This window comes from Aeromonas sp. S18(2024), from assembly GCF_041402525.1.
In the GTDB taxonomy this organism is placed as follows: Bacteria; Pseudomonadota; Gammaproteobacteria; order Enterobacterales; family Aeromonadaceae; genus Aeromonas; species Aeromonas enteropelogenes.
On record NZ_JBGLQV010000016.1, the window covers coordinates 42,017 to 55,744 of the forward strand.

The 13,728-nt window shown below is 61.6% G+C and carries 15 protein-coding genes; 4 read left to right on the plus strand and 11 right to left on the minus strand.

The features are described 5' to 3' along the window. Nucleotides 1–13: 13 nt before the first annotated feature. From ACB034_RS19805 to ACB034_RS19835, 7 genes are all read right to left on the minus strand, one after another. The gene (locus ACB034_RS19805; protein WP_371173552.1) at nucleotides 14–1,054 is read right to left on the minus strand and encodes an alpha/beta fold hydrolase; all 1,041 of its coding nucleotides are present in this window, start codon (nucleotides 1,052–1,054) and stop codon (nucleotides 14–16) included. Continuing rightward, nucleotides 1,051–1,713 carry a CatB-related O-acetyltransferase gene (locus tag ACB034_RS19810; protein ID WP_201983184.1) on the minus strand — a complete coding sequence of 221 codons (663 nt, stop codon included), beginning with the start codon at nucleotides 1,711–1,713 and terminating at the stop codon, nucleotides 1,051–1,053. Before ACB034_RS19810 ends, ACB034_RS19805 begins: the two co-directional genes overlap by 4 nt. Further along, complete coding sequence (trmH, locus tag ACB034_RS19815; RefSeq protein WP_042026804.1) at nucleotides 1,713–2,444, minus strand: tRNA (guanosine(18)-2'-O)-methyltransferase TrmH; 732 nt, start codon at nucleotides 2,442–2,444, stop codon at nucleotides 1,713–1,715. The genes ACB034_RS19810 and trmH overlap by 1 nt, the downstream gene beginning before the upstream one ends. Before the next feature lie 130 nt (nucleotides 2,445–2,574). Continuing rightward, the gene (spoT, locus tag ACB034_RS19820) at nucleotides 2,575–4,692 is read right to left on the minus strand and encodes a bifunctional GTP diphosphokinase/guanosine-3',5'-bis pyrophosphate 3'-pyrophosphohydrolase (protein WP_371173553.1); all 2,118 of its coding nucleotides are present in this window, start codon (nucleotides 4,690–4,692) and stop codon (nucleotides 2,575–2,577) included. Between the two features lie 131 nt (nucleotides 4,693–4,823). Beyond that, nucleotides 4,824–5,099: a DNA-directed RNA polymerase subunit omega gene (gene rpoZ / locus ACB034_RS19825; RefSeq protein ID WP_026456240.1), complete on the minus strand. Its 276-nt coding sequence runs from the start codon at nucleotides 5,097–5,099 to the stop codon at nucleotides 4,824–4,826. Between the two features lie 79 nt (nucleotides 5,100–5,178). Further along, a complete protein-coding gene (gene gmk / locus ACB034_RS19830) occupies nucleotides 5,179–5,805 on the minus strand; it encodes a guanylate kinase (RefSeq protein WP_124238291.1) in 627 nt (208 codons plus the stop codon). Between the two features lie 272 nt (nucleotides 5,806–6,077). Then, nucleotides 6,078–7,154 carry a glycosyltransferase family 9 protein gene (locus tag ACB034_RS19835; protein WP_371173554.1) on the minus strand — a complete coding sequence of 359 codons (1,077 nt, stop codon included), beginning with the start codon at nucleotides 7,152–7,154 and terminating at the stop codon, nucleotides 6,078–6,080. Nucleotides 7,155–7,374: 220 nt separating this feature from the next. Between ACB034_RS19835 and ACB034_RS19840 the strand changes: the two genes are divergently transcribed. Both ACB034_RS19840 and ACB034_RS19845 read left to right on the plus strand, forming a co-directional pair. Then, nucleotides 7,375–8,088 carry a 3-deoxy-D-manno-octulosonic acid kinase gene (locus tag ACB034_RS19840; protein WP_225634462.1) on the plus strand — a complete coding sequence of 238 codons (714 nt, stop codon included), beginning with the start codon at nucleotides 7,375–7,377 and terminating at the stop codon, nucleotides 8,086–8,088. Between the two features lie 73 nt (nucleotides 8,089–8,161). Then, nucleotides 8,162–9,025: a sensor domain-containing diguanylate cyclase gene (locus ACB034_RS19845; protein ID WP_342014002.1), complete on the plus strand. Its 864-nt coding sequence runs from the start codon at nucleotides 8,162–8,164 to the stop codon at nucleotides 9,023–9,025. A gap of 6 nt (nucleotides 9,026–9,031) precedes the next feature. Here ACB034_RS19845 and ACB034_RS19850 read toward each other — a convergent pair whose 3' ends face one another. After that, nucleotides 9,032–9,886, minus strand: coding sequence for a carboxylate/amino acid/amine transporter (locus ACB034_RS19850; protein ID WP_371173555.1), 855 nt, complete (start codon nucleotides 9,884–9,886; stop codon nucleotides 9,032–9,034). A gap of 43 nt (nucleotides 9,887–9,929) precedes the next feature. Here ACB034_RS19850 and ACB034_RS19855 point away from each other — a divergent pair, with 43 nt between their 5' ends. Next, entirely contained in the window at nucleotides 9,930–10,388 is a 459-nt protein-coding gene (locus ACB034_RS19855; protein WP_371173556.1) for a DUF6314 family protein, read from the plus strand. 129 nt (nucleotides 10,389–10,517) lie between these two features. Here the strand turns inward: ACB034_RS19855 and ACB034_RS19860 are convergent, their stop codons facing one another. Both ACB034_RS19860 and ACB034_RS19865 read right to left on the minus strand, forming a co-directional pair. Further along, nucleotides 10,518–10,679 carry a hypothetical protein gene (locus tag ACB034_RS19860; protein WP_124238287.1) on the minus strand — a complete coding sequence of 54 codons (162 nt, stop codon included), beginning with the start codon at nucleotides 10,677–10,679 and terminating at the stop codon, nucleotides 10,518–10,520. Continuing rightward, the gene (locus tag ACB034_RS19865) at nucleotides 10,664–11,563 is read right to left on the minus strand and encodes a DMT family transporter (RefSeq protein WP_026456233.1); all 900 of its coding nucleotides are present in this window, start codon (nucleotides 11,561–11,563) and stop codon (nucleotides 10,664–10,666) included. Before ACB034_RS19865 ends, ACB034_RS19860 begins: the two co-directional genes overlap by 16 nt. Nucleotides 11,564–11,654: 91 nt before the next feature. Here ACB034_RS19865 and ACB034_RS19870 point away from each other — a divergent pair, with 91 nt between their 5' ends. Beyond that, entirely contained in the window at nucleotides 11,655–12,614 is a 960-nt protein-coding gene (locus tag ACB034_RS19870) for a LysR family transcriptional regulator (protein ID WP_371173557.1), read from the plus strand. Here the strand turns inward: ACB034_RS19870 and trpS are convergent. Then, a complete protein-coding gene (gene trpS, locus ACB034_RS19875) occupies nucleotides 12,593–13,606 on the minus strand; it encodes a tryptophan--tRNA ligase (protein WP_371173558.1) in 1,014 nt (337 codons plus the stop codon). The two genes, ACB034_RS19870 and trpS, sit on opposite strands and share 22 nt — an antisense overlap. Nucleotides 13,607–13,728 lie beyond the last annotated feature (122 nt).

Consider the following 13,728-nt stretch of genomic DNA (forward strand, 5'->3'; position numbering starts at 1 on the left):
AAAATAACCAGTTTTAGTAGCGCGCGAAGAAGGACAGAGTCGCATTGAGCGCTGCCTGACGCTGGGGATCCGCCTCGATGAAGAGCTCGTGCCAGGCGCCCTCGATGCGTAGCGGCTTGCCCCCTTCACAGTTGGCCCTGGTGCAGAAGGCCTCCTGGGCGGCATTGTCTACCACGCTGTCCTCACCGGCCTGCAGCAGCAGCAGTGGCGTCTTGATGGCGCCGGCATCGGCGATTGCCGCATCCGCCCCGGTAATACCCTGATGGATCCAGTGGGCGGTGGCCCCGCCCAGCTTGACCTTGGGGTGCTGCTCGTAGATCTGGCGGAAGGCCTGATAGCGCGCCGTGCTGTGGGTCAGTTCGTTGTCGGCGAAGCCCTGATCCTGATAGGGCCCCTGGCCCGGGCCGTAGGGGGGCTCGCCAAACCAGCCCCCCAGGGTCGCCATGGTGGCCGTCACCCCCTTGGCCAGCCACTTGGGCAGGCCGCCGAGGTTGATGCCCATCATGGGGGAGGAGAGCACGGCGGCCTGAATGTCGTCAGGCCAGCGCTCCAGATAGCGGGCCGAGATGGCGCCCCCCATGGAGTGGGCCAGCAGGAACAGGCTGGCAGGCTTGTCCGCCAGGATCACCTCGTCGTGAAATTGCTTGAGATCCAGCACATAGTCGTCGAACTGGTCGACATATCCCTTGTCTGTGTCAACCAGCATGCGTCCGGACATCCCCTGGCCGCGATGGTCGATGAGGTAGAGGCTGTAGCCCTGGCGCCACAGATCCCAGGCCAGCTCCTGATACTTGAGGTAGCTCTCGACCCGGCCGTTGACGATGAGGATGGCGCGATCGACCTTAGGCTGACGCAGGGCCGCATAGCGGATGCTGATCCCTTCCTTGCCCTTGAACTCCCCTTCCACCGCATGCTCGCGCCAGAAGTCGGGCAGGGTCTGTTGATAGAGGGTGGGTACGTCGGCTTCAGTGGTCAGCTGATAGGGGTTGTTCACGGCAAGGGCTCCGGCAGAAAACAGGGTCAGGGCCAGCAAGGGAAGAGAGAAATATGTCATCGGGCAAGCTCCTCTCGCCAATGGTGGTAGAGCGCCGCTATGTCGCTCGAGCAGATCAGAGGCATGGCGGCCTGCAAACGGGGCAGTGGCCAGTCCCACCACTGCATGGCTTGCAGCATGGCGATCTGCTCCTCGTCGAAGCGGCGGCGGATAGGCTGGGCCGGGTTGCCGCCGACTATGGTGTAGGGCTCCACATCCCGGGTGACCACGGCGCGGGTGGCGATGACGGCGCCATCGCCTATGGTGATGCCCGGCATGATCATGGCTTCCGAGCCGATCCAGACGTCGTTGCCAACCCGGGTGTCGCCCTTGCGCTGGAAGCCGTTGCGAACCCCCTCACCAAAGGTGCCCGGATCGAACGGGAAGGTGGAGGCCCACTCCATGCGATGACCCTGGTTGCCCGCCAGCAAGAAGGTGGCCCCCGAGCCGATGGAGCAGAACTTGCCGATGATGAGGCGATCTACGTCACCCCAAATGCCACTCTCCCAGGTGGCGCGGGTCGACCCATCGCCGAGCAGGTAGCGCACACAGTGATCTTCGAATGATTTGCCGTGGTAGTAGCCGGAGTAGTAGCTGTACTCCCCGGCCTCGATATTGGGATTGGTCAGGTGATCCCGTATTACTTGGGATTCCAGCCAGCTACCGAATGGATTTTCCATCATTGCTCCTGCCATTCATCCTCTTCCTGCTGGGCAGCCCAGCCCTTGCGGGTCAGCTGCATCTGCTGCCACCAGCGCTCGTCCGCCAGGATCTCGCCGGCCGGGCCGAGCTGGGGATAGGGCATCTCTTTCTCTTTGCAGAGTTGGGCATAGACGGGGTAACCCCCCTCGAACAGTATGCTGTTCTGCTCTTCCAGGCTGAGCGGGCAGCCGCGTTGATAGCAGCCGGCCAGCTCGCGCTGGCGTTGGGCTTCGTAGAGAATGGCGGCGGCCGCCACCGAGACGTTGAGAGACTGCACCATGCCCACCATGGGGATGACGATATGGTGATCGGCCAGGGCCAGCGCCTCTTCGCCGATGCCGTGCTTCTCCTGGCCCACCAGGATGGCGGTGGGTTTGGTGTAGTCAATGGCGCGAAAATCCACCGAGCTGTCGGAGAGGTGGGTCGCCAGGATCTGCATGCCGCTGGCTTTGAGCTCGGCCACTGCGCTGCCGATGTCCGGGTGCAGCTTCACGTCCACCCAGTTCTGGCTGCCGCGGGCGGTGCCCTTGCGCTTGTGGATCCAGGTCTTGGGCCAGACGGCGTGTACCCGGTGGATGCCGATGGCATCGGCGGTGCGCACGATGGCGGCCAGGTTGTGAGGCTTGTGCACCTCTTCCATGCAGACGGTCAAATCGAGTTGGCGCTGGGCCAGCATGTCGGAAATCCGTTTAAAGCGTTCAGGTGTCATATCAGTTTCTATGCGATGAGGCTGGTGCTGCAGATGGTCATATCGGGCTGGCATGCCGGTGGCGCGCTGGCAGCGCAGTGGGCCATTCCATTGTCTCTGTAAAACAGCAGGCGGCTTGCGCCGCCTGTGTTCAGTTCTTCTGCCGGCTCACCTTGAGCACGTTGGGCATCACGCGGATCTTGCGCATGATGTTGGCCAAGTGGATACGGCTCTTGGTGGTAATGAGCAGGGTGACCAGATAGACCCGGCCATCCTTCTCTTCGGTGCTGATGGCGTGGATGTTGGCGCCGGTGGCGGCGATCACGTTGGCCAGCTCGGCCAGGGCACCCTGATGGTTGATGATCTCGATGCTGATACCGGTGCGGAACTCCTGTTCCTGCTCCTTGTCCACTTCCCACTGCACCGGCAGGTACTTGTCCGGTTCCTTGCTGTAGCCCTTGATGTTGCGGCAGGCTTCCTGGTGGATCACCAGTCCCTTGCCCGGGCTGATATGGGCGATGATGGCGTCCCCGGGGATCGGGCGACAGCAGTTGGCGAAGGTGACCAGCATGCCGTCGGCACCCTTGATCGGCATCTTCTTGCTGCTGGACTTGGGTTGATCTTCCGGCGGCAGTTCGTCACCCAGCATGCGGCGCGCCACCATGACGCTCATGGCGTTGCCAAGGCCCACGTCGGCCAGCAGCCCCTGCAGGTTTTCGTGCTTGGTATCGGCCAGCACCTGCTTGATGCGTGGCTCGGGGATGTCTTCGATGTTCTTGGCGCCGAGCGCATGGTTGAGCAGGCGACGGCCCAGCACCACCGACTCTTCGGTACGCAGGTTCTTGAGGAACTGGCGGATCTTGGAGCGCGCCTTGGTGGTCACCACGAAGTTGAGCCAGGCCGCGTTCGGGCGGGCGCCGGGGGCCGTGATGATTTCCACCGTCTGGCCCGAGTGCAGCGGGCTGCTCAGGGGATAGGGGTGGCGGTCGACCCGGGAGCCGACGCAGGCGTGACCGATGTCGGTGTGCACCGTGTAGGCGAAATCCACCGGGGTGGCGCCGGCGGGCAGCTCCATGATGCGCCCTTCCGGGGTGAAGACATAGATTTCGTCCGGGAAGAGATCGGTTTTGACTCCCTCGATGAATTCAAAGGAGCTGCCGGCGCTCTGCTGCAGCTCGAGCAGGCTCTGCATCCAGCGCTGGGCGCGGATCTGGGCCGTGGTGCCCGAGCTGTCGCCATCCTGCTTGTAGGCCCAGTGGGCGGCAACCCCCTTGTCGGCCATCTGGTCCATGAATTCGGTGCGGATCTGCACCTCCACCGGCACCCCGTGTGGCCCCACCAGGGAGGTGTGCAGGGACTGGTAGCCGTTGGTCTTGGGGATGGCGATGTAATCCTTGAAGCGACCGGGGCGCGGCTTGTAGAGGCTGTGCATCTGGCCAAGTACCCGGTAGCAGGTATCGATATCCTTCACCTTGACCCGGAAGGCGTAGATATCCATCACTTCATGAAACTGCAGCTCCTTCTTTTCCATCTTGTTGTAGATGGAGAAGAGGTTCTTCTCGCGGCCGCTCACCTGGGCCTCAATGCCTGCCTCCCGCAACCGGCCACTGATTTCGCTCTGGATGGAGTCGATGATCTCGCGTCGATTGCCACGGGCACGGCGCACCGATTCGCGCAGCACCCGAGAGCGCATCGGATAGAGCGCCTCAAAGCCCAGCTCTTCCAGCTCGTTCTTCATGGTGTGAATACCGAGGCGGTTGGCGATGGGGGCGAAGATCTCGAGGGTCTCGCGGGCGATGCGGCGGCGCTTGTCCGGGCGTAGTGAACCCAGGGTGCGCATGTTGTGGGTGCGGTCGGCGAGCTTGATCAGGATGACCCGGATATCCTGGGTCATGGCCATCACCATCTTGCGAAAGTTCTCGGCCTGGGCTTCCTTGCGATCACGAAATTTCAGCTTGTCGAGCTTGGAGACACCGGAAACCAGCTCGGCCACGGCGTCGCCGAACTGCTCGGCCAGGTCGTCTTTGGTAACGGGGGTATCTTCGATGACGTCGTGCAGCACGGCGGCCATCAGGGTTTCATGATCGAGGCGCATGTCGCCCAGAATGCGGGCCACGGCGACCGGGTGGGTGATATAGGGTTCACCACTGGAACGCAGCTGACCCTGGTGAGCATCACGGGCCACCACATAGGCTTGCCTGAGCTTCTCGACCTGCTCTGCCGGCAGGTAGGAACTGGCTATTTCTTTAAGATTTTCAAATAAATACAAGACAGTCCCCGCTGCGGTGAAACGGCAATTCGTGGAATCGAGGGTATAGCCCTGAGTTTGCGAGGTTTTGGAGCGGTTGTAAATGGGGATGAACAGTCGGCACCCGGGCGGGTGCCAACCGAAAGAATGACTTAACCGCGGCCTTCGGCGATGGCAGCAACGGCAGCCAGCTCGGCGGCTTCCTGCTCTTGCTGCTCGTAACGGTCCTGGGTGTCCATCACCTGGTTGTTTACCAGACCCAGCTCGATCTCACGCAGGGCGATCACGGTCGGCTTGTCGTTCTCTTCTTCAACCAGGGGATCTTTGCCTTGAACCGCGATTTGACGGGCGCGGCGTGCGGCGACCAGCACCAGGTCAAAACGGTTACCAACCTGTTTTACAGCATCTTCTACAGTAACGCGTGCCATGCAGGACTCCAGTATGTGGGCTTTCTGTGTTTAGAAAAGCGGTGTTTAAAAATGACGCAAAAGTTTACTCGTTTTTGGCTTACTCTGCCAGTAACTGTTGCAGCAAGTTTTGTTGTGCCTGCTGTTGCTGACGCATTTCCAGCCGTTGGCACTCAATAATGGCCCTCAGCTGGAACAGTGCCAGCTCAAAGTCTTCATTGATAATGACATAGTCATATTCGTCATAGTGCACCATTTCGGCAATGGCTTTCTCCATCCGCCCCTTGATCACCTCGGCGCTGTCCTGGCCGCGGCCAATCAGGCGGCGTTCCAGCTCTTCACGGCTGGGAGGCAGGATGAAGATGGATTTGGTCGGCATCAGTTCACGGATCTGGCGGGCACCCTGCCAGTCAATATCGAGGAAGACGTCGATGCCCTGGGCCAGGCAGGCCTCGATGGCGGCGCGAGAGGTGCCGTAGTAGTTGCCGAACACTTCGGCCCACTCCAGAAAATCACCGCGCTCGATCAGCGACTTGAACTCTTCCACCGGGACGAAATGGTAGTGAACGCCATTTTCTTCACCGGGGCGGGTGGCGCGAGTGGTGTGGGAGACCGACAGCTGCATCTTGCCAGCTGCGTTATGGTGAGTCAGCAAGGCATTGAGCAGGCTGGATTTACCCGCACCGCTCGGGGAGGAGATGATATAGAGAGTGCCTTGTTGCGCCATGTTATTACCTTTAATCGATAACCGTGTTTTTGGTTGTAGCAGAGGCCGCCGTCTTGTGCCCGAAAGGAAGACAGCCCAATGCAAAACGCGGAAAAATTCAGAATCAGGGGGATGTAAAGGCGGCGAATTTTAACAGAAGGCGGCGAATAAAAAAACGGCCGGAATCATATTCCAGCCGATCAAAGGATTCGTAGCTTGCTGCGGGAGCGTAACCCACATTGGTTGCCATTTTGCCGTGGCTATTGGGGCGGGGCCATCAGGTTATCCCTGCCTTATTGCTCGGGATTTTCGAATTGCCCGGGCAGATGTTTATCGGCACACAGCTTGTCAAAGGCGGCGATGACCCGCTCGCTGCTGATCTTGCCCATGGCATCCGGATCCTTGAGACGGGTGCGCCAACCCAGTTCGGCCAGTGGCTTGCCGGTCTCCTGCTCAATCAGTTCCTGATAGACGCTGACCACATAATCGCGGCACAGATAGGGGCCGGTGCGATCCGGGTTGTGGTGGGCATAGAGACCGATCACCGGCGTGCCCACCAGGGTGGCCATGTGGGCGGGGCCGGTATCCGGGGCCAGCACCAGGCTGGCCTCACCAATCAGTGCCAGTAGCTGTTTGAGGTTGGTCTGACCCACCAGGTCTTCCGGCTTGCTGTGGCTCAGCCGCTGGATGTCGGCGGCCAGATCCCGCTCCAGCTTGGCCGGGCCACCGCACAGATAGACCTGAAATCCCTTGCCCACCGCGTGATCCGCCAGCGCGGCATAGCCTGCGGCGGTCCAATTCTTGAAAGGCTTGCTGGCGGCGGCGCAGATGAGCAGGGTCGGCTTGCCGGCAATCTTCTCCCGGGCCCAAGCCTGGTGCTCGGCGCTGATGGGCAGCTGCCAATCCGGCGTCAGATCCCGGATGCCGAGTTCACTGGCGAAGGCGAGAAAGCCATCCAGCACATGGGGAGAGGCAGGCGAGGGTACCCTGTGATTGGTGAACAGCCACTGGCCGTCGTTGGCCCGCTCCTTGTCGAAACCGAGTTTGATGTTTGCCCTGATGCCGAGGGTGGCGATGCTGGCCCGCATGGCGGCCTGCAGGTGCAGCAGGGCATCGAACTTGCGTCCCTTGAGGGTGTGCCACAGATCGCGATAGCCACGCCAACCCTTGCTCTTGTCGAAGGCAATGACCTCCACCCCGGGCAGATCGGCGAACAGGGTGGCCTCGATTTTACCGGTGATCCAGGTGATGCGGGTCTGCGGCCACTCCCGTTGAATAACGCGAACCAGTGCCAGCGCGTGGCAACAATCGCCGATGGCGGAGAGCCGCAGGATGCAGATGGAGGAAGGAGGCGTTTGAAATAGCGGCATGATGTGCGGCACGGCTGGCAAAAAGGGTGGATGGCATTATGCAAACTCCCCTGTGGATTGTAAAATTGCGCGCAATCGCCAGCCCGGTTTCGCCATGACCTCCCGGTTGTGGCTGACCTGTGCTGGCACAGGATATTGACCATATTGCAGGCGGTTGCCACGACAGCCTCATCGCAGTTGCAAACCTAGCGAGCAATGACCCACCGAGCGGGAGCTCATGATGCGAATACAGACCGAACACAACCAAATCTGCTGGTATGCCGAAGGGGCCTTTCGCGACCCCTCTCCCCAGTTATTCGATCCTGCCTGGTGGCAGAGCAATCGACAGGTGGTGGGGACCTCTTTAGGTCGGGGAGTGACCTGGTTCGTCAAGGATGAATCGCGCCATCTGGTGCTGCGCCACTACTATCGCGGCGGCATGGTGGGCAAGGTGGTACGGGATCGCTTCTGGTTCGAAGGAGTGGAATCGAGCCGCGCCATGGCCGAATACACCCTGCTCGCCAAGCTGAGCGAGCTGGGGCTGCCGGTGCCACGTCCGTTTGGTGCCCGCATGGTCAAGCAGGGGCCCTTCTATCGTGCCGACATCCTGATCGAGCGCATCCGCGGTGCCAAAGACATGGTGGCCCTGCTCAAACAGGGACCGATTGCGCCAGAGCTCTGGCACAAAGCCGGCCAGACGGTGCGCCAGCTGCACGACGCAGGCGTCTATCACGCCGATCTCAACAGCCACAACCTGTTGATCGACAAGGCGGGCAAGGTGTGGGTGATCGACTTTGACAAGGGCGCCATCCGCGCATCGGGGGAGTGGCAGAAGGCCAATCTGGAGCGGCTGCTGCGCTCCTTCAATAAAGAGGCCCAATTGCATACCAGTTTCCACTTCGTACCGGAGAACTGGCAAACCCTGATGAAGGGCTATCAGGGAAAAGCGCTCTGACCCTGTTGCTCGCCGCCGGAGCCAATGTTACTTATTGAGCTGCTGCTATTTAGATCTGGTTTCGAGGTGCCCCATGGAAACACTCAAGACACCTTTGGTGGATGTGACGACCCGGCTTGACCCGGGTCTCTTGTCTGACGCCATGAATCTGCTGGAGGCGGGGCTCTGGACCTGGTCTGTGCAGCAGGGACTGCGCCGGGACCCCAGCTGCCTGCATCTGTTGGGGCTGGGGGATAGCTGGCCGGATGACATGGGCTGGCTGGATCGGGTGCATCCCGACGATGTCTCCCGGCTGGAGGATGCGCTGCTCGCCTGCCAGAGTGGCCGCAGCGCCGCTCTGCGCCTCGAGTACCGCATCCTTCATCACCACGGCCACTACATCCGGCTGGAAGAGCGCATTCGTCGTGATGAGCGCGGCCATCTGCTGGGGGCGGTGCGCCATCTTGATTCGGTCGAGGAGCCGGTTGAAGAGCGTCACGGCACGGATCCCCTCACCGGACTGGAGAGCCGCAACAGCTTCGAATTGCTGCTGGAGGATCGCCTGGCGACCGACAGCGGCAGTTTCAGCCTGATGCAGTTTTCCGTCGATCACATGACCAAGATCCAGCAGCTGTTTGGCGAGGCGGCCTGCGATGCCATGCTGGCCAAGCTGGCGCGCATCGTGCGTCACGAGTTGCGCCGGGAGGATCCCTTCGCCCGTTGGGACGAGGATGGCTTCATCCTGATGCTTTCTCAGACCGAGCGGGCGAGCGGCCTGGAGATCGCCGAGCGGCTGCGCCTCGAGATAGCCGATGCCAGTTTGCTACCCCAGCGGCCGGTTACCGTCAGTGTCGGATTGGTGCAGAGCCAGCCGGGCGAGATGCTCGATCACCTGCTGGCCCGTCTGGCCAGCTGCCATGGCCAGGCCAGACGGGAACACAACACAGTCGTCGGCTGACGGTCGTCAGGGGGAGGTGGTTGCGTGGCGCTGGCACACCTTGAGGGAGGCCAGCATCAAGAGGCCGCCCAGGGCCAGCCGCACCAGATCGGTATCCTTGCCCCAGAGCAGCAGGTTGACCAGCAGGCCCGCCGGGATCAGCGCGTTGTTCATGATCGCCAGCACGCCGCTGCTGACCAGCGTCGCCCCCTTGTTCCACAGGAAGTAGCCAAGGCCCGAGGCGCCAATCCCCAGCCACAGCAATATGCCCCACTGCAGTTCGCTGGTCGGATACTGGGGTTTACCCAGTAGCCACCAAGCGGGCAGGGCGACGGCCAGGGCCCCCAGATAGAAGCAGCCGAAGATCGCCTGTTGCGGCGGCTGCTCTGCCTCCCGGGCCAGCACCACCTTGTAGCCGACCTGGCCCAGGGCGAAGCAGATGTTGGCCCCCTGTACCACCAGGAATCCCAGGATATAGCTCTCGGTCAGCCCGTCGAAACGGATGATGGCCGCGCCGGCTACCGCCAGCAGGGCACCCCACAGATAAGCAGGCTTGAAGCGCCGCTCCAGCAGATCGTGGATCAGGGTGACGTAGATGGGGGTGAAGATGGTGAACACCAGTACTTCCGGTACTGTCAGCAGCAGGAAGGAGTGGTAGTAGAAGAGATACATGATGCCGAGCTGGATGGCGCCGAGGGCCATCAGCTTGAGCACCAGTTCGGGTCGCAGCCAGCGGCGGCGCAGGAAGGGGAGAAACACCAGGCTGGCGAGGGCGATGCGGGTCAGCACCGAGAAGTAGGCATCCACCTGGCCGGCGAGGTAGACCCCAATCAGGCTAAAGGAGAATGACCAGAGCAGGGTAACCCCTATCAAGTAGTTCATGTGGTTGATTTGTCGTCAGTTGTCAATTTGAAAGGGGGCTATGATGGCCGAGATGGAAGCCGTGATCCAGCGTTTATGGCGCCAGTTGCCACAGATCGGAGCATTTGCCTTCGAGGCGAACAACGGAGTGGGCTCGGCGACCGACTGGAATGGTCGCGGGGAGGGGGAGGTGCTGGTGACCGATCATCATGGCGGCTGGTTGTTTGTAGAGACGGGCCGCTATACCACGCCCCATGGCCGGGTGCTGGCGATGCACAATCGCTTCTGGTGGCAGCGCACCGAACAGGGAGTGCGCCTCTCCCACCTGCGTCACGAGAAACCGGTCGAGTTGTTCGAGCTGAGACCAGGAGAGGATGGCCGTTGGTTCACCGCCGAGCCCCACTTGTGCGGTCAGGATTACTACCGTGCCGAGCTGACGCCGACCGACAACGGCTTTCTGCTCACCTGGCAGATCATCGGCCCGCGCAAGAACGAGGGGCTGAGCTATCGCTACCGGATATGAGTGCCGGCGACGGCAAGAAAAGAGGCATAAAAAACCGGCGCAAGGCGCCGGTAGCGGGGACAAATCGGAGGTTTTTTATTTAAAACGGTCCCACAAACAGGAGAGACACACTCTCGTCACACATTCAGCTCAGGCACTTAGCGCATAGCTCAGCATCGCCTGCAACTTGCTGTCGAAGAACCAGGGCAGCAGCACCATCAAGAGGCCTACCACCCCGGCCAGCCGCTGGCGATATTGCCAGCTGGCAATCAACACCAGGCCGCCGCACAGGGTTGTCAGGATGCCTGACATAGCTGTGCCTCACGCTGCACCCGGCGTTGCTGGGCCCACTGGTTCATGGCGACGGAACCCAGGATCAGCGCCAGTGCGACACCCGTGGTGGACTGGATCTGCTCGCCGAGGAACAGGGCACCCAGCATGACGCCGAACAGCGGCACCAGATAGTTGCTGAAGGAGGCGAAGGTCGGGCCCGCCTTCTGGATCAGTGCCATGTAGAGGAAGTAGACCAGGCCGGTACAGAAGATACCCAGTACGGCGATGGCGTTGAGGGCCTGGCTGCTCGGCATGGCCAGGCTGCCCAGATCGGCGACGAAGGGCGCGGCAATCAGCAGCTGGGTGGCAGAGGAGATCAGGATGTTGCGGGCCACCACGACCGGATGATCTTTGGCGAAGCGCTTGATCATCAGCAGGCCGATGGCGAAGCAGCTGGCGCCGAACAGTATGGCCATGGAGCCGAGCAGGCCGGCGTTCATGCCCTGGGAGAGTTTCGGCCAGAACAGGGTGAGCACACCGGCAAAGCCGATGACCACGGAGAGCAGGCCGCTCTTGGTGATTCTTTCACCAGAAATAAACAGCGGTGCCATCAGGATGGTGACAAACGGGATACAACCCATCACCACGGCGGCGATGGCGCTATCCACATACTGCTGACCCCAGGCCACCATGATGAAGGGGATGGTGGCATCCAGCAGGGCGATCAGCATGTAGGTGCGCCACGGGGTGTGCTCGCTCTTGAGACGCATGAACAGGCAGAGCAGACCCAGGGTCAGGCTGCCGCACAGGGCACGACCGGCAGCCACCAGGATGGGGGGCAACTCGGCAACGGCTTGGTGCATGAAGATGAACTGGGAACCCCACAGCAGGCCAATGGCCAGCAATAACAAATAGCTACGCATTTTAATCTCCGATGTATTGAGCCTGCGCATTCTAGGCAATCTGTTACTATGTCAAAAATGAATTGTTGGCATTCAACTATGGTCATTATCGATGGAAACCTCCCTCTCCCGCCTCGACCTTAACCTGCTCACCGTGTTTGACATGTTGATGCAGGAGCGCAACGTCACCCGTGCCGCCGAGCGGCTGCACCTCTCCCAGTCCACCGTCAGCCACGCCCTGGGGCGGTTGCGAACGGCGCTCGACGATCCGCTGTTTGTCATGAGCCGGCGCGAGATGATGCCGACCGAGCGGGCCAAGGCGCTGGCCGGGCCGGTGCGTCAGGCGCTCGCCATGCTGGAGCAGGGGTTGCGTCAGGCCAAGGGGTTCGACCCTGCCAGCGCACGACGGATCTTTCGCATCGCCACCCCGGGATCGGTGGAGCATGGTCTGGTCCCTGTGCTGGTGGACCGGTTGCACCGGCAGGCGCCTCACTGTCGACTGGAGGTGTGCGAGCTGGCGGACAGCGACTACGAACGGGAGCTGGAGAAGGGAGAGCTGGATCTGGTGATCGGGTTTGCCGGCGCCAACCACCTCTCGCCCCGGCTGTGGCGCGAGGACTGGTTCAACAACCCGCTGGTCTGTCTGTCACCACTGGGCAGTGAACTGCCCGATGCGCTGGGCCCGCACGAGCTGGTCAGCCGACCCCATATCCACACCTCCAGCTGGGGTCACAGCCAGGCCATGGTGGAGCTCTGGTTGGCCCGGTTCGGGGTGGAGCGTGAACTGGGTGTCAGGTTGCCGAGCTTTATGGCAGTGCCGCCGCTGATGGCGACCGGCCGCTATCTTGTTGTGGTGCCCGAGATGATCGGGCGCCACTTCTGCCGCTACTATCCACTGCGCCTCCATCAGCTGGATCCCGCCATCCCCATCGTCTATCTGATGGCGGGCCACCCGCTTACCGCCCACGACGAGGCGATCGGCTGGTTCAAGAGTCTGCTGCATCGGATCGCCTTCGACTTCTATGGCGACGATGCGCTGGGCTCTCCCGCTCAGCGCAGCCTGGCGAAGTAGTCGAGTCCCAGGGCGCCCTTCACCTCGGCCAGCACCTCGCCGGTGAGAAGGCGGGCCTGCTCCGTGCCCTGATAGAGCAACGCCAGCAGGCTATCTTTGTCGGCGATGGCGGCCTGGCGCCGCTCCCGCATGGGGGCGAGCAGGGTTTGCAGGCAGTCGTTGAGCACCTGCTTGCAGCGTATGTCTCCCAGGCCGCCGCGCTGGTAGTGGGCCTTCATCTCGGCCACTAGCGCCTTGTCGGGGTGGAAGGCATCCAGATAGGCGAACACAATATTGCCCTCCACCCGCCCCGGATCGCTCACCCTGAGGTGGTCCGGGTCGGTATACATGGCGAACACCGCCTGTTTGATCTCGTCGCTCGACATGCCGAGCTCTATGGTGTTGCCGAGGGACTTGGACATCTTGGCCTTGCCGTCTATGCCGGGCAGGCGGCCAGTGTCGCTCAGGATCGGCTGGCATTCGGTCAGTACCTCCCTGCCCACCAGGGTATTGACGCGGCGCACTATCTCGTTGGTCTGCTCCAGCATGGGTAGCTGATCTTCCCCCACCGGCACATGGGTGGCGCGAAAGGCGGTGATGTCGGCGGCCTGGCTGACCGGGTAGACCAGAAAACCGGCCGGCAGGCTGCGCTCGAACCCTTTTTGCTGGATCTCCGCCTTGACGGTGGGGTTGCGCTCCAGCCGGGCGACGCTGACCAAATTGAGGTAATAGCTGGTGAGCTCGGCGAGGGCGGGCAGGGCACTTTGCAGGCAGAAGGTGGTCCTGACGGGGTCGAGACCGGCGGCCAGATAGTCGGCCATCACTTCCAGCACGTGATCGGTCACCTTGGCCGGGTTGTGGCCATTGTCGGTCAGCGCCTGCAGATCGGCGATCATCACGAACTGGCGGTAATGGTGCTGGGCCTCGACGCGCTGGCGCAGCGATCCGACGTAATGGCCGATGTGCAGTTTGCCGGTGGGGCGATCGCCGGTCAGGATAACGGGGTTTTGCATGTCACTCTCTCCAGTTGGGGGTGGGCCGGGAGGCGACAAGGGAGTAAAAACAGTTGACCGCCTCTCGGCGGTCACGGTGTTTTCTTCGGGAAAATTTCACATAGAAAAGCAGTGCCGCCTGT

Excerpts from the sequence above, each read along its gene's own strand:
- ACB034_RS19860 (WP_124238287.1), bottom strand. The coding sequence starts at position 10,679 with ATGTCAGGCATCCTGACAACCCTGTGCGGCGGCCTGGTGTTGATTGCC.
- rpoZ (WP_026456240.1), bottom strand. The coding sequence starts at position 5,099 with ATGGCACGCGTTACTGTAGAAGATGCTGTAAAACAGGTTGGTAACCGT.
- ACB034_RS19870 (WP_371173557.1), top strand. The coding sequence starts at position 11,655 with ATGGAAACCTCCCTCTCCCGCCTCGACCTTAACCTGCTCACCGTGTTT.
- trmH (WP_042026804.1), bottom strand. The coding sequence starts at position 2,444 with ATGACACCTGAACGCTTTAAACGGATTTCCGACATGCTGGCCCAGCGC.
- ACB034_RS19845 (WP_342014002.1), top strand. The coding sequence starts at position 8,162 with ATGGAAACACTCAAGACACCTTTGGTGGATGTGACGACCCGGCTTGAC.
- ACB034_RS19855 (WP_371173556.1), top strand. The coding sequence starts at position 9,930 with ATGGCCGAGATGGAAGCCGTGATCCAGCGTTTATGGCGCCAGTTGCCA.
- gmk (WP_124238291.1), bottom strand. The coding sequence starts at position 5,805 with ATGGCGCAACAAGGCACTCTCTATATCATCTCCTCCCCGAGCGGTGCG.
- ACB034_RS19865 (WP_026456233.1), bottom strand. The coding sequence starts at position 11,563 with ATGCGTAGCTATTTGTTATTGCTGGCCATTGGCCTGCTGTGGGGTTCC.
- ACB034_RS19840 (WP_225634462.1), top strand. The coding sequence starts at position 7,375 with ATGCGAATACAGACCGAACACAACCAAATCTGCTGGTATGCCGAAGGG.
- trpS (WP_371173558.1), bottom strand. The coding sequence starts at position 13,606 with ATGCAAAACCCCGTTATCCTGACCGGCGATCGCCCCACCGGCAAACTG.
- ACB034_RS19805 (WP_371173552.1), bottom strand. The coding sequence starts at position 1,054 with ATGACATATTTCTCTCTTCCCTTGCTGGCCCTGACCCTGTTTTCTGCC.
- ACB034_RS19850 (WP_371173555.1), bottom strand. The coding sequence starts at position 9,886 with ATGAACTACTTGATAGGGGTTACCCTGCTCTGGTCATTCTCCTTTAGC.
- ACB034_RS19810 (WP_201983184.1), bottom strand. The coding sequence starts at position 1,713 with ATGGAAAATCCATTCGGTAGCTGGCTGGAATCCCAAGTAATACGGGAT.
- ACB034_RS19835 (WP_371173554.1), bottom strand. The coding sequence starts at position 7,154 with ATGCCGCTATTTCAAACGCCTCCTTCCTCCATCTGCATCCTGCGGCTC.